This window comes from Mobilitalea sibirica (genome assembly GCF_015999265.1).
Taxonomy (GTDB): domain Bacteria; phylum Bacillota; class Clostridia; order Lachnospirales; family Lachnospiraceae; genus Mobilitalea; species Mobilitalea sibirica.
Window position 1 is genome coordinate 1 of record NZ_JAEAGR010000008.1, and the last position, 23123, is coordinate 23123.

General features: G+C 37.3%; 16 protein-coding genes. 13 read left to right on the forward strand and 3 right to left on the reverse strand.

Translation table 11 applies throughout. The annotated features are described in order from the left end of the window. Positions 1-160 precede the first annotated feature (160 nt). Complete coding sequence (locus I5677_RS08855) at positions 161-2356, reverse strand: DUF4846 domain-containing protein (RefSeq protein ID WP_197661229.1); 2196 nt, start codon at positions 2354-2356, stop codon at positions 161-163. 189 nt (positions 2357-2545) lie between these two features. Here I5677_RS08855 and I5677_RS08860 point away from each other — a divergent pair, with 189 nt between their 5' ends. From I5677_RS08860 to I5677_RS08870, 3 genes are all read left to right on the forward strand, one after another. Next, positions 2546-2908, forward strand: coding sequence for a YbaN family protein (locus I5677_RS08860; protein ID WP_197661230.1), 363 nt, complete (start codon positions 2546-2548; stop codon positions 2906-2908). 464 nt (positions 2909-3372) lie between these two features. After that, positions 3373-5352 (forward strand): methionine--tRNA ligase, encoded by a 1980-nt coding sequence (gene metG / locus I5677_RS08865; RefSeq protein ID WP_197661231.1) that lies wholly within the window; start codon positions 3373-3375, stop codon positions 5350-5352. Between the two features lie 55 nt (positions 5353-5407). Next, positions 5408-5965 carry a GNAT family N-acetyltransferase gene (locus I5677_RS08870; RefSeq protein ID WP_197661232.1) on the forward strand — a complete coding sequence of 186 codons (558 nt, stop codon included), beginning with the start codon at positions 5408-5410 and terminating at the stop codon, positions 5963-5965. A 216-nt stretch (positions 5966-6181) separates the two neighbouring features. On the opposite strand, the gene I5677_RS08875 is transcribed toward I5677_RS08870, so the two are convergent. After that, entirely contained in the window at positions 6182-7945 is a 1764-nt protein-coding gene (locus I5677_RS08875) for a DUF885 domain-containing protein (RefSeq protein ID WP_197661233.1), read from the reverse strand. A gap of 453 nt (positions 7946-8398) precedes the next feature. Here I5677_RS08875 and I5677_RS08880 point away from each other — a divergent pair, with 453 nt between their 5' ends. From I5677_RS08880 to I5677_RS08890, 3 genes are all read left to right on the forward strand, one after another. After that, a complete protein-coding gene (locus I5677_RS08880; protein ID WP_197661234.1) occupies positions 8399-11800 on the forward strand; it encodes a DUF6240 domain-containing protein in 3402 nt (1133 codons plus the stop codon). Between the two features lie 118 nt (positions 11801-11918). After that, entirely contained in the window at positions 11919-13553 is a 1635-nt protein-coding gene (locus tag I5677_RS17350; protein WP_197661235.1) for a flagellin N-terminal helical domain-containing protein, read from the forward strand. A 40-nt stretch (positions 13554-13593) separates the two neighbouring features. After that, the gene (locus I5677_RS08890) at positions 13594-14073 is read left to right on the forward strand and encodes a flagellar protein FliS (protein WP_197661236.1); all 480 of its coding nucleotides are present in this window, start codon (positions 13594-13596) and stop codon (positions 14071-14073) included. Between the two features lie 642 nt (positions 14074-14715). Here I5677_RS08890 and I5677_RS08895 read toward each other — a convergent pair. Next, positions 14716-14946 (reverse strand): YaaL family protein, encoded by a 231-nt coding sequence (locus I5677_RS08895; RefSeq protein ID WP_197661237.1) that lies wholly within the window; start codon positions 14944-14946, stop codon positions 14716-14718. Between the two features lie 138 nt (positions 14947-15084). Between I5677_RS08895 and I5677_RS08900 the strand changes: the two genes are divergently transcribed. From I5677_RS08900 to I5677_RS08930, 7 genes are all read left to right on the forward strand, one after another. Continuing rightward, on the forward strand, positions 15085-15363 hold the full coding sequence (locus I5677_RS08900) for a pro-sigmaK processing inhibitor BofA family protein (RefSeq protein WP_197661238.1): 279 nt from the start codon (positions 15085-15087) through the stop codon (positions 15361-15363). A gap of 367 nt (positions 15364-15730) precedes the next feature. Continuing rightward, positions 15731-16723, forward strand: coding sequence for a P-loop NTPase family protein (locus tag I5677_RS08905; protein ID WP_197661239.1), 993 nt, complete (start codon positions 15731-15733; stop codon positions 16721-16723). Positions 16724-16737: 14 nt separating this feature from the next. Then, positions 16738-17955, forward strand: a complete 1218-nt coding sequence (locus I5677_RS08910; RefSeq protein ID WP_197661240.1) for a CpaF family protein — start codon at positions 16738-16740, stop codon at positions 17953-17955. A 119-nt stretch (positions 17956-18074) separates the two neighbouring features. Continuing rightward, positions 18075-18764: a type II secretion system F family protein gene (locus I5677_RS08915; RefSeq protein ID WP_197661241.1), complete on the forward strand. Its 690-nt coding sequence runs from the start codon at positions 18075-18077 to the stop codon at positions 18762-18764. 11 nt (positions 18765-18775) lie between these two features. Next, positions 18776-20281 carry a hypothetical protein gene (locus I5677_RS08920; protein ID WP_197661242.1) on the forward strand — a complete coding sequence of 502 codons (1506 nt, stop codon included), beginning with the start codon at positions 18776-18778 and terminating at the stop codon, positions 20279-20281. 51 nt (positions 20282-20332) lie between these two features. After that, the gene (locus I5677_RS08925) at positions 20333-20512 is read left to right on the forward strand and encodes a Flp1 family type IVb pilin (RefSeq protein WP_197661243.1); all 180 of its coding nucleotides are present in this window, start codon (positions 20333-20335) and stop codon (positions 20510-20512) included. 6 nt (positions 20513-20518) lie between these two features. Next, the gene (locus I5677_RS08930; RefSeq protein ID WP_197661244.1) at positions 20519-23053 is read left to right on the forward strand and encodes a DUF5702 domain-containing protein; all 2535 of its coding nucleotides are present in this window, start codon (positions 20519-20521) and stop codon (positions 23051-23053) included. Positions 23054-23123: the final 70 nt, after the last annotated feature.

A 23123-nucleotide genomic window follows, 5' to 3' on the forward strand; every position in this document is an offset into this window, starting at 1 on the left:
CTTATAAATCACCTTCTTTCATAGTGTTAGCGAGGCAGTACGAAAGTAGTGGTAGGCGATTTATAAGTGTATTTTATTACAAATAAATATCGGGGTGAAGTACCACCCCAATATTTATTATAGAACCTTGTATTATAGATATTTAAATGGTTATTGATATTTATTCCAAAGGTATAGGAAACCAAGATCCAAGGACTTTCTCTGCTAATGTATAGGTTTCCTCATAGATAAAAGCCCCCTGTCTGGCGATATCGGAAACCCCGTGGAGAGAAGCTTGTTCAACGGTGTAGTCGGTTAATTTAAAAACATCATAGTTATAATCAGCAGGACCATGTTCGTAATGAGTCACAATCGGTATGATGCCGGCATCGCTTATGTAAGTTTCGTTATCCTCCTTAATAATTGTAATATTGGCCATGCCGCCAAGCATTCTAGGAGCTTCTTTTTGGTAGGATAAAAAATTCCCCAAGGAGTAATAAACCAGCATTCGATGATTTTCATCGGTCTCAATCCATTCTACCGGCTGAAGAACATGGGGATGTGCTCCAATCACGAGATCAACCCCCAATTGATAATAGAAGTCCGTAAGATCCTTTTGTGATTTTGTGGCCTCATATACATATTCAGACCCCCAATGAGGGAATACAATTACAAAGTCCGCCAGTTCTTTCGCCTTTTTGATATCGGCTGACATCTGTGCCTTATCCAGCATATTCACTAACCAGGGCATATCTTTAGGTAATTTATGTCCGTTTAAGCTAAAGGTGTAATTTAGCATAGCTATTTTAATCCCGTTCTTCTCTACGATTGGTATGGTTTCCTGATCTTTTTGACTTTTATTAATACCAAGTACTTTGATGAAGGGATACTTGTCCCAAAAGGAAAATGTATTCATAACAGCTTTTTTTCCTTTGTCCATAGTATGATTTGTAGCATGCAGAACGACATCAAAGCCGGCGTTTACAATAGCATCACCGATTTGTGTCGGAGAATTAAAATTCGGGTAGCCGCTGTAACCGAGTTCAGCGCCTCCCAGGATGGTTTCTTGATTAATAACAGCAATATCTGCTGCTTCTATATCTTCTTTAATTCTATCATATAAATGATCATAACGATAAGAGCCATCTTCTTGTTTACCGCTTTGTACCACCTCAATATGAATCAGATTATCTCCCACTGCCAATAGGGTTACCTTATTTACATCCGTGTCTGCTATGGTCTTTACCTTATCTGACATAACAGGTATTACCCTATCCATATCTACAGGATATGAAGCATCTTTATCTCTTCTGCTATTTGAACCACTGGTAGCGGAGGCTTGCGCCAAAGGAAAATCTGACCAACGAACCAAGGTATCTTCTTCAAATGTCCAGGAGGGTGTTTGTAAAGGATAGGTGAGTTCCAACTCATAATACCAAGGATCCTCGGGATGGAGAGGATTGATCAGTATATGAAAATCTTGGGCCGGCATATAACCTTGAGCGAGAAGAAAACTGCGATTTCCGTCCATATCCTCTGCAACATCTACAATAAGTACGCAGTGACCGGGGCTTCCCCCTTGTAAAAACATATCCCCCGGTAAAATCTCATCGATGGTAATGGGGGTACTTTCCTGTGACAGGGAGAGGGTACCGGCATAAGAGAATACCATATCAAGATATTTACGAAAGGTTTCATAGGAGTCATCATAAGTCTTGGTTTTACTCCAACGTACATCATTACCTTCTACAATGATGCGATAGCCGTCCCTCCACTTAGAATACTCCATGAAAAAGCCGTTGGTCAGATGAAAGGCGATTTTGTCATAGGCACCTAAGGACCAATAATATTCAGCATAAACCCGCATCACGGAATCGGCACATTGTTGAAGATCCCTATTACCTATATCCAGATCAAAAACAGCGATATGGTTATTTTGATTTTGTTTTATCTTCCCGTCATATAAAAGAACCTTGCTTCCGTTTTCCTTTAGCTTTAAATTCCGCATAAAAGAGGTGAATTCACCCTCCTGTGAGGATATACGTTCATATCCTGGAGGGGTATTAATTCTACTTTGCAGAGTATTACCGGAGGAATTTATAAAGGAAAAATCTGAATCCGAGATTACCTCATCAACGATAGGATTGATTACGCGTTCATCGGATTTCTGCGAAGGTTCGACCTCAGAGTCTGCATCTTCCTTATTCGTTGTAGCCGATAAACTATTATCTTCAGCAGGAACGGTGGATGGGGAGGATTCGGAGGGATGATTTTTATTGGAACAACCATACAATAAAAAAGCCATAAAAATGGTAACCAAAATAATTTTATAAAATACATTTTTGTTGCGACTAACATTAGGAATAACAGTTTTCATACATGGCTCCTTTCAAGGCGTATCTAATCTATTTTCTCTCATTGAAAACATTGCCATACTTGTTTATAATTATAACATAAGGAATAAAAGATTACTATGAAGACAAGAATAAATCATTCAAACATACCTGTCTTGTAATTGATTTCTTTATTCCATAAACAATATGACATTTATATAGGGAGACTGAAATTGAAGAAAATAATACTTAGTATATGTGGTATCATCTCGTTAGCACTTGGAGTGATTGGCATCTTTTTACCGGTTCTGCCAACAACACCGTTTGTTTTATTATCGGCAAACTTATTTGTTGCTAGTAGCCCAAGATTATATAAAAAACTGATTAAGAATAAAATGTTTGGAAGTATCATAGAGAATTATCGTAATAAAACCGGTGTTCCTATAAAAGTTAAGATACGGGCAATTGTGTTTTTATGGGTGGGACTAATCCTATCGATGCTTCTTTTAAAAGCGATATGGATCATCTTAATTTTGTTTGTTGTTGGTACCGGGGTGACAATTCATTTAGTTACATTAAAAACCAGGAATGATTAATATAGTAATGCATATAATAATAAGAATATAATAAATGAAAATCTTTGACAAATACAACATTGCATGGTATACTTTGTCATAAATATAATGAAAAAAGGCTATGAAGAGAAGAGTAGACAGTGGAGCGGTTAACAGAGAACCCCGTTAGCTGAGAAGGGGAAATGGATATTATCCTGTTTATCCTTAGGAGACGTAATTCCTATTAGGAAAACACGCAGATATTGTTGAAGATGGTCTTGGAGCTGCGTACCGAGGAAGGATTTCTTAGGCTACGACGGTAGCAACCGTTATATTGCTCAGCTGTCAAAGTGCAGTGAATGAGGTCTTTATCGTGAGATAAAGATAAATTAAAGTGGTACCACGGGAGCATCTCTCGTCTTTAAAGTGATTTAAAGACGGGATTTTTTTGCGTTAAAGTAAGGGGAAAATCATAAAAAAGTTATGAAAGAAAGGAAGAGACGATTATGAGCAAAAAACCATATTATATTACAACAGCAATTGCTTATACATCTGGAAAACCGCACATCGGTAACTCTTATGAAATTGTCTTGGCAGACAGTATCGCGAGGTTTAAACGATGGGAAGGATATGATGTATTCTTTCAGACGGGTACGGATGAACATGGACAAAAAATTGAACTAAAGGCAGCAGAGTCAGGGGTTACACCGAAGGAGTTCGTAGACCGGATAGCAGGAGATATAAAAGATATCTGGGATTTAATGAATACCTCCTATGATAAATTTATTCGTACGACAGATGCTGACCATGAAAAGCAAATTCAAAAAATATTCAAAAAACTGTATGAAAAGGGAGATATCTATAAAGGTACCTATGAAGGAATGTATTGTACTCCTTGCGAATCCTTCTTTACCGCTTCCCAGCTAGAGAATGGTAAATGCCCGGATTGTGGCAGAGAAGTACAGCCTGCCAAGGAGGAAGCATATTTTCTTAAACTAAGTAAATACGCTGACAGACTGATAGAACACATTAAAACACATCCGGAGTTTATTCAACCGGAATCCAGAAAAAACGAGATGATGAACAACTTCCTGTTACCTGGACTACAGGATTTATGTGTATCCCGTACTTCATTTAAGTGGGGTATCCCGGTAGATTTTGATGATAGGCATGTAGTATATGTATGGATTGATGCTTTAAGCAACTATATTACAGGCATCGGATATGATGCTGACGGTAACAGCAGTGAGCAGTTTAAAAAATTCTGGCCCGCTGACCTTCATCTGATCGGTAAGGATATCCTCCGCTTCCATACGATTTATTGGCCGATTATGCTTATGGCTTTAGACATACCTCTACCGAAGCAGGTGTTTGGACACCCTTGGCTGTTACAGGGAAGCGCAGGGGATAAGATGAGTAAATCCAGAGGAAATGTCCTTTATGCAGATGATCTGGTTAAGCATTTTGGTGTCGATGCAGTTAGATACTTTGTCCTTCATGAGATGCCCTTTGAAAATGACGGTATCATATCCTGGGAACTTTTAGTAGAAAGAATAAATTCTGATCTTGCTAATACCTTAGGAAATCTGGTAAACCGTACGGTATCCATGTCCAACAAGTATTTCGACGGAATTGTAAGGAATGGTAAAGTAACGGAAGAGGTAGATGAAGAGTTAAAGAAACTGGCTCTGGAGACACCGAATAAGGTAATCGCCAAGATGGAAAAACTTCGGGTAGCAGATGCCATTAGTGAAATATTTACTTTGTTTAAACGTTGTAATAAATATATTGATGAAACCATGCCTTGGATTTTGGCAAAAGAGGAAGCCAAGAAGGAACGGCTGGAAACTGTGTTATACAATCTGGTGGAAAGTATCTGTATCGGTGCGAGTCTGTTAGAACCGTTTATGCCGGAAACTTCAACAAAAATACTTACACAATTATCGACAAAACCAAGGACACAAAACGAAATCGGAGAATATGGTCTTTATAAGGACGGAACAAAAGTAACAGAAAAGCCGGAGATTTTATTTGCCCGTCTTGACCTAAAGGAGGTACTTGAAAAAGTGGATGAAATGAACAAAGCACTCGAACAAAATGTAACAGATACCGTACAGAATGCAATGGAAGACACATCTGTCATTGATATTGAAGCTAAGCCGGAGATTACCTATGATGATTTTGCGAAACTGCAATTTCAGGTAGGGGAGATCATAGCCTGTGAGGAAGTAAAAAAATCAAAAAAATTATTATGTTCACAAGTAAGAATTGGCTCTCAGGTAAAGCAAATTGTCTCCGGTATTAAGGCATATTACAGCCCGGAGGAAATGGTAGGTAAGAAGGTAATGGTGGTAGTGAACCTAAAACCTGCTACCTTAGCCGGTATTTTATCCGAGGGAATGCTACTTTGTGCGGAAGATGCCCAGGGTAATCTCTCTTTGATGGTACCGGAGAAGGAAATGCCTGCCGGAGCTGAAATACAGTAACAGATATATAGGTAAAAAAGTACAATGAGATTTATGGATAACGGGAGGTTGGAGAATGTTAAACCATATTGGTACAAAAACCTTGGAGACAAATAGGATTCTATTAAGAACGTTTCAAGAAGAAGATGTAAAAGACATGTATGAAAATTGGGCCTCGGATGATGAGGTTACAAAATATCTTACATGGCCAACCCATAAGGATATGAAAGTCACGGAGAGCATTGTCTCTATGTGGTTATCAAAGTACAGTGAGCTTGATAATTATCACTGGGCAATCGTTTTAAAAGATTCGAAGAAAGTAATAGGTACCATAAGTCTTATGAATATAGATAACCATAATTTAAGCTGTGAGGTCGGTTATTGTATCGGAAGGCCTTGGTGGAATCAAGGGCTTGTGACGGAAGTCTTTAAAGAAGTCATAAGGTTTGGATTACTGGTAGTGGGCTTTGAACGAATTACGGCCAGACATGATGTTGTAAATGCGGCATCCGGAAGAGTTATGGAAAAATGCGGACTCCAGTATGAAGGAACCTTAAGAAAAGTATTAAAAAATGGTAAAGGCGAATTGGTAGACTGTAGATATTATTCCATTTTAAAAAGCGAGATGTCATAACTATGAAATAAAAAATAGAAATCTATTCTATATTAGAAAATTAAATTAAGTACAGTTATTCTTAGAAATAAACAGCTGTAAATTCTGAAAAAAATGGATTTACAGCTGTTTATTATTATATGTTTAGGATTAAAGTTATAAATTAGGCTATAATCATTAGGTAGCTTTCTGTCATAGTGTTAAATCAACGTCGGGAACATGATTGCAGGGAACCTGTTATCGGCGCTGTACTTTATTTCCTATCCAAATATCAAGGTGATTGTCAATTATACCAAAGCCAGCGGGCCCGATATCTAATAAAAACTTATGAAATTCTTTTGCAACAAAATCATCCTGAAGTTCTTTTTCGGCTTTTTCACGCAGTTCCATAATTTCAAGATAACCGACAGCATATGGAAGGTATATGGCTGGCTCTTCCAATAAGATTGAATAGATTGACTCTGCAACATTTTCATCACCAACAAAGTTCATGATATAGGAAACAGCCTGTTTTTTACTCCAGCCTTCATAATGAATCCCGATATCGGTCCGGGCATACATACATAATATTACAATGTTATTATGTTTTAGAAAGTCGGCCAGGTTTTTATCAATACCTGCTAACTGATAGGAATACATCTCTACATAGGTAGCCCATCCTTCATCATACCCTAAAAAATCCATAAGATTTCGAATAGGAGCAGGTTTTTGATTTCGGAAATATACGCATTGGTATAAATGCCCCGGATAGCCTTCATGAGCTACGGTAGTATAAATCTTAGACAGAGTTTCATTGTCATTTCCATTAATATAAATATTATTATTCGTATAATTATCAAGCGCAGGCACCAGATACATAGCCGGACTTAAGTATTCAGATAAGGATTCATGGACATATTTAATTTGACAATTGACAGGAACCGGCTCAGGAAAATCCTCTCTTATATCTGTTTTCAAATCATTTAGTATTTCTTCCGGATCGGTAATTGGAAAGGATGTGAAGGATTGGTATTTGTCAACGATTAAGGCATCACTCATAGTAAGAGTGGTTATATTAAGAATTCCTTTACCAATAGCGACATCCAGCATCTTAGCCATATCCTCCATACTCTTTTCTGATCCGGTTTTAAAGCGAGCTAGACACTCATAATAAGACTGTCCCTCCGGGTAGTTATAAAGACCTCCCGGATTGATACCGGAACCTTTTAAATCCTTTAGACATTGAATAATCATTTCATAGGCAGGAATGATATAATTTAAGACCCCATTTTGGTTAGCCTCTTGATAAGTAAGGATTTCTTCCTTAGTTAAGCCTTCATACAGTCGTACCTTCTGATTAAAATAACCGATTAAAAAATTGTTCTTAGGATCAGCAATAAAGGCCTTACACTGCTCTATAATTCTATCTGCTACCGCATCATCCATAAACAAGCCTTTCTTCGACTTTTCTTTCTCAAATTCTACAATATCTTTAAAATAATCATAGACACAGGGAAGAAGTTCTATATAACGATCAATATCCTCCTTACTGTAAAAATTATATTCAGCTAACAATATTGGAAGCTGAGCCTGGATACCGGTTGTAGGACCAAGACACTCTATATAATAAAGATATTTTCCGAACTCCAGATCGTTTTTCAAATAATTACTTAGTATATCATAGGTAAGCTTTTGTTCCTTGGATAATTCTTCATAATCATATTGCGTAAGTCTCTTTAAGTAATTTTCAGAAAGAGAGAGCCCTTCATACATATGTTCTATATTATATTCACCCAGTGTACTTTTTGAATAATTTATTCCAAAGTTCTCCGGTTGTGCCAAAGAATAGTTTAGCATTAAGGTATCTGATTGAACTTCCTGAATAAACATATCATTGATAAAGTGGTCGAATTCCTTTTGTATATCTTTCGGCCGGTTTTGCTTCTCACATCCGTTACCCAATATAGTAAAGATGAAAATAAGAAGAAGTAAGGCATAATAGCGGATTACTTTACGATACATAAAAACCTCCTGCAAGCTGATCATTATATAGTTTAAGTATAGACATTTGTAAAAAAAGTTTACATCGGTAAATTCATGGAATGCTGTAAAATGAGTTAATGGGAATATGACTTACCGTAATGCACTGTTTGACGGACATATTGCTTCGTATGTATGACTAGAGCGAACAATTTTGTTAGATAAAGGCATACGAAGTAATGTGTCCATCAACCTGTGTGTGAGGTAAGCCATATTCCCTTAATAATCATTTTGCAGCATCTCCTTAAATAAATATATTATTATTTTATAGTATTCATAGAATAGAGCGCTAAGAAGTAGTACCTTAAATCTTGTGTAATAAATTGCCAAATCAAATTGATAAAAATCATTAAAGGAAACTGAAAAAAAAGCCGAAATATAAGTAATCTTGATAACAAATTACAATAATGTAAATATAAAAATGGACGTGAGGATATGGAACAACAGATACTTGGAGCCGGTAAGGGTCTTAAGGCTGATAAAAAACAAGATTTCATACAAAATACATATAGTGGATCAGATAATAAATCCGGTTTGACATCTCTTAAAAAAGGGCAGCAGATTACCGGAGTTATTACTGCGATCGGAGATACCATAACGTTATCCATCGGTGGGCAGATGATACTGGCCAAGGGGAAACTGCCTTCCGATACAGTCCCCGGGGAGAGTAAAGTGTTTCAAGTACTTAATGTATCCGATCGGCAGTTAGAACTTGGAATCGTTGATTATGATAAATCCGGTAAAGAGGGTCAAGGCCCAATGGCAGTCATGAAACTGGATCTAGATCAGGAAGTTTTTTTAACTCGGATGGATTACACCGGAAAGCAAGCAGAACAAGAGAAAGAGTTCTTGCTTATGAAGCAAAAGATAAATGAAATTCTCTCAAAAATGACAGAACTGGATTATCAGTCTTTGGAAAAGGAAGGCTTTCCTGTAGAGAGTTTTACAATAGAAGGACTATATACCGCTTTAAACAGGATAAAAAACAGTCATGATAATATGTCCTTAGACAAATCCATAGACAGTAACCAATTTACAGATCAGTACATAAAAGAGTTTTTAGAGAAAGCCAATCTGCCCGTTACCAAAGAGATGATACATAAAATATCCACAGCTTTGAGTTTAAGTGAGGCAATATCACAGATAAATGAAAAAGCAATTAAATTCTTAATTAGTACAGAACAGGCACCAACCATTGAAAATATTTACAGAGCTCTTTATAGCCAGAATGCATCAAATACGGGACATAATAAAACACTCTCAGAACAGGACTGGAAGGAACTGATTCCGCAGGTGAAAGAGGCTCTTGAGGCAGCAGGCTATGATATTACGGAAGAAAATATGGGACGGGCCAAATGGCTGATAGAAAATCAGCTTCCGCTAACCGGACACAGTCTGGATTACTTAAATAATTTGAAAAGCATCTCAGGGCAGATAGATAAGGCTGAAATTCTTCAAAGAATCGTTGAAGGAGTGAAAAGCGGAATTGCGCCTAAGGATATCGTGTTATTACAAAAGCCGAGGAAGGATATAGAACAGTTAATTAAGGATATTCATTCCATTGAAGAGGATACGATCGGTGAGGCCATAAAAGAATCCTTAGAGCTAACGATACGTAAATTAGTTGCGTATCAAAAAACGATAAAAGAGCCGGAAAAACATGAAAATAAGAATTCACATCCTCCCAGGTCCGGCGAAGCGATAAAGGCACAAAGACAACTGGAAGAAATTCGACTTAAAATGACAGCAGAAGCGGCACAGAGACTGGAAAGCAGAGGGTTTCATATAGAGACACAGAGATTGGAAAGAGTCGTAACAGAGCTACGTAAATTGGAGGATGAATATTACCGAGAGCTTCTTATAGAGGCTGATCTGGAGGCAGATCAAGAGCAAATCAGGGTTTTAAGAGAAACGACTCACCATATGGAGAGATTTAAGCTGTTACCTTCGTATATCCTCGGAAAAACCCTATCCGGACGAGTAACCCAGACCGTTCCGGGACTTTTGGATAACGGTGAAAAGCTTATGGCTGAGTTATCAAGAGCGAATGAAGCGTATGAAACCTTAATGACAGTTCCAAACAGGGAATACGGTGACTCAATCCAAAAAGCATTTAGCCATACAGATCAGATGTTAAAGGAAATGGAGCTTGAGACCACATTGCTTAATCAAAGGGCCGTAAGAATTCTTGGGTATAATGGCATGGAGATTACCAAAGAGTCAATTGAAAAAATTAAGGCCTATGATCTGGAGGTTCAGACTCTAATTAAAAACTTACAACCACAAATAACCGTAAGAATGGTGAAAGACGGCTTTAATCCCCTTCATCTTTCCATCGGGGAATTAAATCAAACCATTGATAAAATAAAAAGTGAAATGGGATCTTTACCGGAAGAAAAGTATGCGACGTATCTTCGTAAGCTGGAGAAGGAAGAAAGTATCTCCCAGGAAGAGAGAAAAGCCTATATCGGGATTTACCGATTATTGCATGCGGTCGAGAAAACAGATGGGGCTGCGCTGGGAGCATTAATAAAAGCGGAGAGAGAAGTAACACTGAGTCATCTGCTTACAGCTGTTCGTACCCTTAGAACTGGAAGTATGGATGCGAAAATTGACGATGGTTTTGGTTCGTTACAGAGTATCACTTATAAAAATGAAACCATAACGGAGCAATTAGAAGCGGTCTTCTCAGAGCAAGGAAGTACGGACATTATGAGAGGAAACGATCAGGCAGTAGGACTTTATCCGAAGGAACAGATAGAGATTTTACATACAATGCTAAAACAGATGAAGGAAGATATAACGCCCGGTGGACTAAATGAGGCAAGGAATAGAATCGCGGGATCGTCACAAGACATTAATTCTTCCGTTTTAGAATTTATACCGGAGATCTCCTCGGGCAAGGGAATATGGGAAGCGATAAAGGATATCCCGATAGAGAAATTATTCGACCGGCTGCCTACACCGGAAGGAATGGAGGATGATCCGGTTTATATTCAGAAACTACAAGAGCTTAGACAGATTTACAAGAATTCAGATCAGGCAATGCGCTTTCTTGAGGACTATAAAATCCCCAGTACAACAGTAAATGTTATGCTGGCTAAGCAAATGCTAAGTGATGGCGGAACTTTATTTAAAAAGCTGCAAAATCAGGATAGCGAGAAAATAATAGATGAAAGTTTATCAAAGAGCCTTAAGAAAATAGAGGAACTGTCCGATACAATATTCGACAGGAAAACCTTGATGAATGCCTATGATGATTTGGAGAAGAATGTAGACAACCTGATTGAGAGGGAATTACAGACCGGACCGGTAGAACAGATTAAGCTAACTGAGCTAAAAAGCATGAGAGCACAGATGTCATTTATCAGGACTTTGGCAAGGAAGGAATATTATCAGATACCGGTTAATACACAAAGTGGAGTAACTAATATCAATTTAACCATTGTCCGAAATAATCATGCCACAAACAAAGTATCCGTTACTATGCAATCGGATTATCTCGGTAGCATAAAAGCGGAATTGACCCTGAAAAAGAATACGGTAAAAGGTTATATCAGCAGTGATAACAGAAAAGGATTAGAGTTATTACAAGATCATAGTATTGAGATTGAGAATATCATAAAAGAGAATAAAGTCACTTTAAAACAATTGAGCTATTGCCTGCAACAAAATAAGAAGGATACATACGCATATCAAAATCCGGAGGAAAACGGACACGAGGAAACGGTATCATCGGAAACAGAAAGAGTATTATATGGGATAGCGAAGGGCTTAATTCTAACAGTGCGGGCAGCAGAGCTTGCCGGAGCGGACAAAGACAGAGCCGCATCATAACAATGAATTATTCGGCCACATGGAGGTTGCTGATATTAAAAAGTAAATAATGAACTGGGGCAAACCATAAACAGGGAGGGTATGGCTGCCAAACAAGAAAGGGAAAAGGTGAAATAAAATGAGAATTAACCATAATATTTCGGCTTTAAAAGCAAACAACCAACTGGCCAGAACCAATAAATTACTGGATGGAAGCTTAGAGAGATTATCCTCCGGTTTTCGTATTAACAGTGCAGCGGATGATTCTGCAGGTCTGGCAATTTCCGAAAAGATGAGAACCCAGATATCCGGCCTGGAACAAGCCTCTAGAAATGCATCTGACGGTATCTCCGTAATTCAGACGGCAGAAGGAGCTTTAGTAGAAGTGGAAGCTATGCTGCAGAGAATGAGGGAGCTGGCGGTTCAATCGGCGAACGGTATCTATACTACGGACGACCGTGTAGCCATCCAGGCAGAGATTGATCAGTTAAATGAAGAAATTACAAGAATATCGGAAACGACCGAGTTCAATACCATGACACTTTTGGATGGTAATATAGACCGTAAATCCTACTCCAGTGACAACCGCGTAAGCTTAATCTCCTTATCGGATACAGTATCTGTCGGTGAGTATGGCATTAATATCATACAGGATGCAAGACAAGCCGTTATTGTTGGTCAGAGAACTAATTTCACCACAGGGGTACCAACAACAGAAGTATTTATCACGGAAGACCAGGCTGGATCAATTAACGTTAACGGAGAATCAATTGTAGTAAAAGCAGGAGATTCTTTAGATCAGGTGTTTGAAAAACTTAGGGATGCCTGTGATAATGTTGATGTGAATGTATTTGCGGTGGATTCAGATGCAGTATTTGGAGATCCCCTAGCAACGCCAGTTGTATTACCCACTTTGCCTGTTACAGGTGACAACTTTGATTTGGCCGGATATGAAAGTAAGCAACTAGAGGCCGGTGACACCTTGGTATTTACCAGTAGGGATTACGGATCTAAGGAAAAGCTTGAAATTCATGTTGACAATGATGACTTAAGCGCTCTCTTAGGGTTAACCATTGAAGGGGCAAAAGCAGAGGGTATTGATGCAAAAGCAACCTTAACTTATAAATCCGTAGACCCGGATTCTTTATTTGAAAACACGGCTACAGTGTCCGTAAATGGTAATAAAGTTACGGTTTCTGACCGAAATGATTTTAATATGGTATTTGAAGTAAAACCAGGTACTGTTGGAACGCTATTCGACGATTTTCAAATCAATGTGAATAATGATGGTAATCCTGTTGCTTCTCCTAATAACGATGTAGATAGTGATCCTTCGACAGACAATTCGGTTGCGATTACGGTATCTGTACTTGATGCCGGTCCGATGGATCTTCAGATTGGAGCAAATGAAGGACAGATAATGTCAGTCAGAATACCAAGAGTAACCCCGGAAACTTTAGGGGTTGATAAAATAAATATCGGTACAGCAGACGGTGCACAGGAAGCGATAACACTTCTTGATACTGCAATTAATATGGTATCTGCAATTCGTTCAAAGCTTGGTGCCTATCAGAACCGTCTGGAGCATTCCATTTCAAATCTGGATGTAACAGGTGAGAATATGACGGAATCCTTATCCCGTATTGAGGACGCGGATATGGCGGAAGAGATGGCAGATTATACTCAGAAGAATGTATTGGCACAGGCAGGAACCTCAATGCTGGCACAGGCAAACCAAAGACCACAGACAATCTTATCCTTATTACAGCAATAATAATGACGGTTAAGACAGATTTTGTGGGAGGGACATTACGATGAAGAAAGAAGCAATACAGAGCTTTACGGCAAGAATCTCACAGGCATCAAAAAGTGAGTTGATTGTAATTCTATATGAAATGACGTTAACCGAAATAACGGAGGCTAGGGAAGTTTATCATGCAGGGGATATGGCTGCATTTAATAAGGAGCTGAAGAAGGCACAGAAATATGTAAGTGAGCTAATGGCAGCTTTGGACTACAGATTTACGCTTTCCTACGATTTGTTAAGTCTTTATCTATACATTAATAAAAGGATCATAACAGCAATTATGAAGAAAAACCCCCTTCCTTTGGATAGCGCCGAAGTGGTACTAAAGAAGCTGCTTATTGGTTTTGAAGGGGTCAGTAAAGCGGACACCAGTGGTCCTATGATGCGTAATTCGCAACAACTCTATGCGGGCTTAACCTACGGTAAAGGTAAGTTGAATGAAACTTACATAGATCCTGATAACAGGAGCCGAGGGTTTATAGCATAAAAGCCAATACGAAAGAGGAATTTACAAAGTACAAAAGAGCTTGTAAGTAACGTAAGTAAAAAGCAGCTAAATACGAAAGAGAATTACCTTATTTACAAAAGAAAAAAGATAGAAACACGAAAGAAAAATGGATGATTTACAAAAGAAAAAGGATATACAAAAGATAATAATGTAATACGAAAGTACGAAGGAAAAACGTGCAATGTAATGAGTACAAAGGACAAAGTTTAATGTACGTAGACTAAAATACGGAACTAGCGAAAAGCCACAAAGAGAACAAAAGAAAAAGCATATAAAAGAAGAAATACAAAAGAAGAAATACAAAAAATATCTAAGTACGAGAGAGAAATGTTTAGAACACAGATCAAAGAGAAAGACGTTTCGACAATGTCCAAAACGTGAGACAACAATACCAAAGAAACAACATAAGTAACGAAGGATAAGACTTAAACTACGAACGAAAACACTTCAAAGAACCAAAGAAAAGTATAGTAAGGAACTACGTGATTAATACTTATAGTACAAAAGACGAATTATATGTAAGCCTTTGAAGGACGAAAAGAAGGTAACATAAGAAAAACAACAAAAGAAAAAGAACCGGTCTGTCAATTTTGAAGGCCGGTTCTTTTAACGTATTAAAGCTCATCCGGTTTTCTCGGCGTTCTTTTCATATTCTTTCGCCTGTTTCAGTAAGTATTTATATCGGTTTTGTACGGCATTTAACTCGTAAATACAGCTATCAATCAAATCCGGGTCAACAACATTTTGAAAATGGGAATAGGCAGCCTCCAGTGCCACTTTCGTCTTATTAATCTCCTCAATAAGATGGTTTTCCTTTGAACAAATTTTCTTTGAAAATAGCTTCAGCCTCATGATCCCTCACCATCCTTTTCTATTACTAATTTGTTATTAGTATAGTCAAAAATTTTGCCATTTATTCTATTTCCTAGAATAAAATGGATAATTCCGTATATAAATGTAATGGGTTGTATTAAGTTTTTGGAGGCTTGTATGAATCAAAATAGTATTATCCTTCTGGCTATTATAATAATATGTGTCGTTTTTATTGCTGTCTGCCTCATTAAGCGCAGGCCTGATTTGATTGTCGATTTTGGACTAAGAGCGGCAATAGGAACAGCAGGGATCTATCTTCTTGACTTTATATTAAGAAGCAGGGGATATGATTTTACGGTAGGTATTAATGGGTTGACGGTTCTTACTAACGGGTTGCTTGGTTTGCCGGGGTTTATCATGCTTTATGGGCTGGCATTCTATTATACCGTTTCGTAAGTTTTTTTGTGCACTATAACCAGTAAGCAACAAAAAGTTGTATAAAATACCAAAGTTAAAAATTTTAGATGGGAAGTATTGACAGTTTGTGAGTCATATTGTAACATATAAATGTAAAAAATTTCAAAATTCTTTCTTTATCAACGAAATTCATGCAGTAATGTCCGTTAATGATGTAAAGCGATCTGTAATAACTCCTGACGAATAAAATATAATTTCTTTGTGTTTTCAATGAAGCTTTTTCTCAAATTGTTATTCTAGATATTTTCTCTTCAAAACGATCAAAAATCTTATTCCAAATTTATTCATTAAATAAGAAGTATATACTTATTATCATGTTATAAGGTACTTAAGGAGGATTGAGTTTATGGATAAACTTCTCATAATACTTGATTCGGATGTCACATATGCGATCCGATTCATGGAATATATGAAAAATATGGACGAACCGGAATTTGAGGTTTCGGTCTTTTCTAAAAAAGATAGTTTATTAGATTATATTAAAGTACAAAAAGTTGATGTGCTTTTATTGGAGGAAAATCAATCTCCTAAGGATATACCTAGAGAAAATATTAAACATATTTTTTGTCTTTCAGACCATAGAAATTCTGATAAAGTAGCGGAGTACCCACAGATTTATAAATATCAATCTGCAAAAGAAGCTTATAAAGAGATAGTGTCTCATTATTACAAACTGGAGAATATAAATCATTCCGAGTATAACGACGGGAATGTAAGGTTTATTTCTGTATTTACTCCAATACCGGGCTATACAAAAGCTTCATTTGCCTGGACATTGGCTAATATATTATCCGAGAACAAAAAGGTGCTATTCGTTCCGTTTGATTTGTTACCGATCAATCAGCTCTATGGCAGGGAAACTCTAAATCAAGCAATCTCGGAATTTATATATTATTGGCAAGAGGAGAATGAGGATGTGAATCTGAAGATGAAATCACTATTACAGTATTCGGGAAAACTGGCACATCTGTCCGGAGTCACCCATGGCTTAGATCTTCTTTCTATTACCGGGGAGGACATTAGAAGATGGATAGAGAATTTACAGGTTAACAAAGACTTTGATGAAGTCGTTTTCTACCTGGGAATGTATACGGAAGCAACAGTGGAAGTCATAAAAAAGAGTCAAAAGTGTTATGTGGTAATCGGAGAAGGAGTTTATGAAGAAAAAGTAATGAAAGAATGGGAAAGACAAATGATTTTTTTAGAGATACCGTTACAAAAGGACAAATTTGTTAAGGTATTACTACCGGATCTTGAGTTATTGGATTCGAATAACATGCAAGTGCAGTACTGTGACGGAATACGATCTATGGCTTTGCAACAGGCATTAAAACTATAGCTAAGGGGGCATCTATGAGCTGGTTAAAAGAGAAACTTCAGCAATCCGTACTAGAAAGCATAGATTTATGCAGAGAAGTATCGGATGACGAACTATTAAAAACCATTGATTGCATTTTGGTGGAAAAGAGTAAGGAAAACTATATCAGTATGCAGGAAAAGAGGAGGCTAAGGAGAGAAATATTTAACTCCATTCGTAAACTGGATATCCTGCAAGATCTAGTAGACGATAAGACAATTACAGAAATTATGGTGAATGGAATGAATTATATTTTTATAGAGAAGGATGGGACAATCTCTCCCTGCGATATGTGTTTTGAATCAGAGGAGAAGCTGGAGGATGTGGTACAACAGATTGTTTCCCAATCCAACCGAATTATAAATGAAGCGAATCCTATCGTGGATGCCAGACTTTCGGACGGTTCGAGAGTCAATATTGTACTACCGCCCATTGCCATGGACGGACCGGTGATTACCATCAGAAAATTTCCGGAGAAGCCTATCACAACCGAGCAGTTAATTGAATATAATACAATCACCATGGAGGCTGCTAATTTTCTAAAGCAGCTGGTTGTGGCAGGATATAACATCTTTATCAGTGGAGGAACCGGATCAGGTAAAACAACATTTTTAAATGTACTATCGAATTTTATACCCTCCAATGAAAGAATTATAACAATAGAGGATTCTGCGGAACTGCAGATACTTAATATTCCCAATTTGGTTCGTATGGAGGTACGTAATGCCAACACGGAAGGAGAAAATGAGATAACCATCCGGGATTTAATTAAGACATCCTTACGGATGCGCCCAGATCGAATTATCGTTGGTGAGGTGAGAGATGGGGCAGCAGTTGATATGCTTCAGGCGTTTAACACAGGTCATGATGGATCCCTATCAACAGGCCATGCCAATTCTCCGGTAGATATGTTAAGCAGATTAGAAACCTTAGTATTAATGGGAGCAGAGATTCCCCTATTAGCCATACGAAAGCAAATAGCTTCTGCCATAGACATTATAGTTCATCTTGGAAGATTAAGGGACAAGTCCCGTAGAGTATTGGAGATTACAGAGGTACTGGATTGCAAAGACGGAGAAATAAATCTTAATCCGTTATATACCTTTGTGGAAAGTGGAGAGGAGTATGGGAAAGTGCATGGATATCTCACAAGAATAGGGAGCCTAAAACGTACGGATAAATTACTGCGGGCAGGGATAAAACCGGAATCATAGGAAGAAAGCTTCTTGTAATCTATAATAGGTCTAGATAAAGATGAAAGGAAAGTAGGGAATCCCATTTGATAAAAGATTATAGTGAATATCATTTCTCCTTCCGGGAGTATATAAGGTATATGTTACAAGGCACATTGTATATTTCATTGATCGGCGGATTATTTTATCAAAGTATCTTTGGAGTTGTCGTCTTACTTCCTGTTGTCTGGCTTTATTGTAAAAAGAAAAAGACAGAGCTGATAAATAAAAGAAAATGGGAGTTAAATCAAGAGTTTAAAGATGGTATTATCAGCTTATCTGCAGCACTTAGTGTCGGGTATTCTGTAGAACATGCCTTAGAAGAGGCTGTGAAGGATTTAAATCAATTATATAAACCTGATGCCTACATTGTAAGGGAATTTACCTACATAGTAAACCAGATAAAAATGAATATTTCCGTAGAGAAGGCCTTAAGTAACTTCGCCAACCGGTCGGGAGTGGAGGATATAGTAAGCTTCGCAGAAGTGTTTTCCACAGCGAAAAGAACCGGTGGAGATTTAATTCAAATAATTAAGATGTCAAGTAACACAATCAGTTCAAAAATTGATGTAAAGCGTGAAATTATCACTTTGATTACCGCTAAAAAATATGAAGCGGATATTATGAAAGTAATACCTCTCGGAATACTTCTTTATCTATCGTTCTCCTCACCCGGATTTTTAGCACCTCTTTATCATAATCTGTTCGGAATTACAGTAATGTCACTTCTGCTTATGATCTATTTCGGAGCTTATCTACTTGCAGATAAGATCGTATCCATTGAAGTCTAGGGGGTATCCTTATGATCTATATTAATCTTTTACTTATTTTTATTTATATCACGGTATACCTTCTCACTGTCAAAAAAAAGCCAAAATGGTATCAAAATATTGATAAAAATGAGCATAAACTATATTTTTTATATCCGATTACTGATTTTATACTATCGAGACCCGGGATTAACAGGCTGATTTATAAAAATAGCAGAGTAAAGGATGCCATCAGAGCCTTGAATATATCTGTAAAGATGAAATCCGAACAGACACTATATTGGAATCAAAAATTGGCTCAGGTTATATTCGTTGTATTTCTATTCAACTTAATATCCCTTATGGGGGGACTTATGAATGCTGGGGGAGTAGGACAGTTAGAAGGAAACCGTTTTGTAAAACGTCCGGATTATTGGGAAGGAAGCAGAGAGGTTAATTTAGAGGTTAAGTTGAAACCCTCTGAAACATTTAAGTCGGAGGATACGAAGGGGTTAGAATTCACCAAGGATATAACACTATCTTTGGAAGAGCGAAAGCATACCGAGGCAGAGATACATAAGGTATTTGATCAAAGCTTTCAATACTTAAGGGGTGCGGTTTTAGGAGAGAATTCATCAATCGAATATGTTACCACGCACTTAAATTTCATAGACATCATTCCTGGAACGCAGATTTTAGTAGAGTGGTTTCCGGAGGACATTAAACTGATCCATAAAGACGGAAGCATACAAAATAAAGAAATCGAAAGAGAGATTTATACCTCGATTTTAGTTAAGCTTTCTTATGAAGAAGCCATTAAGGAATATCAGATTGATGTTGTCGTTATTCCGAAAACCTTCACAAGAAAGGAAAAACTTATCAATCGATTGGAGGATAAGCTAAAGGAAACCTCAGAGGAAACTTCCACAAAGGAGAAAATACCTCTTCCTGAAACTCTGGATGGGTTTACATTAAGCTGGAAGGAGAGAAGAAGATCCTATGGTATGACGTTATTTATAACAGGATTTATAGCTGCAGTATTTACCTGGTTTTTATCAGATAAAGAATTAGAGGATAGGATGAAAAAAAGAAAGGAACAGATGCTGATTGATTATCCCGAAATTATCAATAAATTTACTTTATTGATGAATGCCGGTATGACTGTAAAGCAGGCTTGGACTAAAATAACCGAGGATTATGACAAAAAGACTTGTAACAAGAAACGTAATGTAAGATACGCATATGAAGAAATGATCCAAACCGTTCATGAACTTAATCTGGGCGTACCGGAAAGTACTGCCTATGAGAGTTTTGGAAGGAGAACCGGTGTACTTTCCTACCAAAAATTTAGCTCTTTGGTTTCTCAAAATTTAAAAAAAGGGAATAAGGGATTAAATGTACTTCTTCAAAAAGAAGCTTTAGAAGCTTTTGAAGAACGTAAGGAGATAGCGAAGAGATTAGGAGAAAAAGCAGGAACAAAACTGCTGTTACCTATGATGTTAATGTTACTGATAGTTTTAATTATCATTATGATACCGGCATTTGTTTCCTTTGGATAAATTAAAGCAAGGAAAGGAGAAGCTGCTTTTTAGGGCAGCGAATGAAAGCATATGAAAAAACTTATTCAAAAGCTTTTCCAAGGGAAAGCAGAGGGAATAGGAGTCGTAGAAATTATACTAATCCTAGTTGTACTAATCGGATTGGTGTTAATATTTCGTGAACAGCTGGAAGCACTGATTGATAATATATTTAAATCAATTACAGGTAAGACCAGTTCAGTAATCGGTTAATATAGATTGCTAAGAAAGGTGGGAGTAAAAATCTGCGAAAAGAACAGCGAAAGAGAAGGATCGATTACTATATTTTTAAGTCTAATTTTACTTTTGATTTTATCCCTTATTATGACCATAATTGAAGGGGCTAGGTTAAGTACGGCAAGAATATTTGCCGAGCGGGCTCTTTTAACAGCGATGGACTCTGTGTTAGCTGAATTTTATGACCCCCTTATGGAAGAATATCATCTACTGGGGTTAAACACCGGGTACGGTAACAATGAATCGGAAGATAATAATATTCTAACAAAACTGGATGAGTATATGAGCTATACCTTTGAACCAAACCAAGGTATTCGCAATCACAATGACAATCTCGAGCTTTATAATATATCCATTGATAACATACACATGAAAGAACGGACCAATATAACAGATTATCAGGGTGAGATATTCATAAACGAAGTGGTTTCCTATATGAAATATAAGGAACTAGGGGATTCCATTGAGCTTATCCTAGACAAGTTATCCTTACTGGAAGAAACAAAAAAAGTCAGTTATCTCTACGAAGAAAAGCACAAACTAGAGAAGGAAATACTCGTAATAGATGAAGGAATCTTACGTCTTATGTGCCTAATGGATGGAGTAATGACAGATAATAAAGGGCTTCAAGTGAATAAAGATGGTGCCCTAAGAACCTTACCGGACTATATAAAGAAAATACAGTTTGGCATCATTAGCAAAGAACAGGTTGGAATTAACAACGAAGATATTTTTATTGCTTTAAAAGACAGTTATGTGAATACGAATGATTTATTCAACCGTATTGAAGAGAATTTTATCAGCTTTGAAACTACACATATAAAAACAGAGGAATTAAAGCAAAGGATCACGGAAGCGGAAAGCTCATTAATTGAGGCAGAAAAATATTTATCCGAATTGCAGGGTATAACCCCAAGAACGAAGGCTCTCGAAAAACAGATCGATAACTGTATGGAGGGTATCAATTCCTTGGTGGCAGATAAAGATGCGCTAGAAAAAGAAAAGAGCGGCTTTGAACAACGAAAGCTACAGCTTTTAGAGGATATTGTGCTCGTAAAGGATAAGCTTTCAGATACAATACATAACATAAAGCCTCTTCTTGAAGAAGCTATTGCTGTGATGGAGGATATTATATCCGCAACAAAACAAGCCGAACCACTTATAACGCAGTACGAGATAAAACTTTCTCAGGAGAAGGGTCAACTGGGAGATGAAATATATCGGAGTTTGGAGGAGGAGCTTTCGGAGTTAAAAAGATATACGCTGGATAACAAAGCCGGATATAATTTTATACAGATGAAACAAGTTTTACAAAAGAATCTACAGAGGATAGACACTACGATTCATATCATAAATCAGGCAGAGCAATCCTTAGGGGTATCGGATTACATAGGAGCAAAAAGCAGTTTTCACTCAGCAGGAGAAGCTATCTTGGGATATCAGACATCAGAACTAAAGCTGGATTACAGTACGCTTGTCCTAAGCAAAAGTGAAAAAGCAGATCCAATCGGAGAGATCCTTGAATTGTTGAATGAGGGAATGATCTCACTGGTCCTTGACCCGGATACGATTAGTAATCTTAAGCTCACCGAGGAGGAACTACCTTCTGATCTGGAAGCGTTAGCTACAAAAGAGGGTACACTTCACTTTACCTCACTCTTTTCGGGAATGAGAATTGGGAGCTTAAATTCCGGTTTAGGAGATTTATTTGCACATATGGGTAACTATAACTTCTCCTCAATGGTCGGGGAAGTGGTGGAGGAAATTGCGGAGATCGTGTTATTTCAGGAGTATCTACAGGAACACTTTTATAGCTATACGCAGGATCAAACAGAAATTAATTATAGAAAGCCTTCCTCTCTTCAATATGAACAGGAGTACCTATTCATCGGAAAGAAGACGGACAAGGATAATCTGGAAACTGTTATAGCAAGAGTTATATTTCTTCGTACCCTCTTGAATTTCACAGCTATCTTAGGAAATCAAACTCTTCGAAACGAAGCTAGGCTCCTAGCAACGGCATTGGTAGGCTTCTCTGGTTTACCGATTCTGGTTTCAATAACACAAACCGTTATATTAATCCTATTATCTTTTCAGGAGGCATTGGTTGATACCTGTGCATTACTGATTGGCAAAGAAGTTCCAATCTTAAAAAAGAAAACAATCCTTGGAATTCATGAGTTGGGTTTATTAAGCCGAAGTAACATAAGGTCTAAAGCTGCTACCTATAAAGATCAACCCAAGGAAATCTCTCTTTCCTATCAGGAAATCTTAAGAATATTTTTATTATTTCATAACAAAAAAGAGCTATCCTATCGTTCGATGGACTTAATACAGGAGAACATTAAAATTCGATATGAAGACAAGTTTTCTATAAATCATTGCATGTTTGGATTTCGAGCTGAAGCAAAATTTCATATAAAACCGAAGTTTATTACAGTACCAATCCTTAAGGATTTATTAGGCAGTAATAATCAGGACTTTATCCATCTATATGAAACATCCTACAGTTATTAATATAAACAGAAACATAAGATAAGAAATTTAATTGATATCAATATAAAATCATGGTTACAAGGTCTTTCCA

Excerpts from the sequence above, each read along its gene's own strand:
- I5677_RS08915 (WP_197661241.1), top strand. The coding sequence starts at position 18,075 with ATGTTACAAGGCACATTGTATATTTCATTGATCGGCGGATTATTTTAT.
- I5677_RS17350 (WP_197661235.1), top strand. The coding sequence starts at position 11,919 with ATGAGAATTAACCATAATATTTCGGCTTTAAAAGCAAACAACCAACTG.
- I5677_RS08855 (WP_197661229.1), bottom strand. The coding sequence starts at position 2,356 with ATGAAAACTGTTATTCCTAATGTTAGTCGCAACAAAAATGTATTTTAT.
- I5677_RS08890 (WP_197661236.1), top strand. The coding sequence starts at position 13,594 with ATGAAGAAAGAAGCAATACAGAGCTTTACGGCAAGAATCTCACAGGCA.
- I5677_RS08925 (WP_197661243.1), top strand. The coding sequence starts at position 20,333 with ATGAAAAAACTTATTCAAAAGCTTTTCCAAGGGAAAGCAGAGGGAATA.
- metG (WP_197661231.1), top strand. The coding sequence starts at position 3,373 with ATGAGCAAAAAACCATATTATATTACAACAGCAATTGCTTATACATCT.
- I5677_RS08870 (WP_197661232.1), top strand. The coding sequence starts at position 5,408 with ATGTTAAACCATATTGGTACAAAAACCTTGGAGACAAATAGGATTCTA.
- I5677_RS08895 (WP_197661237.1), bottom strand. The coding sequence starts at position 14,946 with ATGAGGCTGAAGCTATTTTCAAAGAAAATTTGTTCAAAGGAAAACCAT.
- I5677_RS08905 (WP_197661239.1), top strand. The coding sequence starts at position 15,731 with ATGGATAAACTTCTCATAATACTTGATTCGGATGTCACATATGCGATC.
- I5677_RS08910 (WP_197661240.1), top strand. The coding sequence starts at position 16,738 with ATGAGCTGGTTAAAAGAGAAACTTCAGCAATCCGTACTAGAAAGCATA.
- I5677_RS08880 (WP_197661234.1), top strand. The coding sequence starts at position 8,399 with ATGGAACAACAGATACTTGGAGCCGGTAAGGGTCTTAAGGCTGATAAA.
- I5677_RS08875 (WP_197661233.1), bottom strand. The coding sequence starts at position 7,945 with ATGTATCGTAAAGTAATCCGCTATTATGCCTTACTTCTTCTTATTTTC.
- I5677_RS08920 (WP_197661242.1), top strand. The coding sequence starts at position 18,776 with ATGATCTATATTAATCTTTTACTTATTTTTATTTATATCACGGTATAC.
- I5677_RS08900 (WP_197661238.1), top strand. The coding sequence starts at position 15,085 with ATGAATCAAAATAGTATTATCCTTCTGGCTATTATAATAATATGTGTC.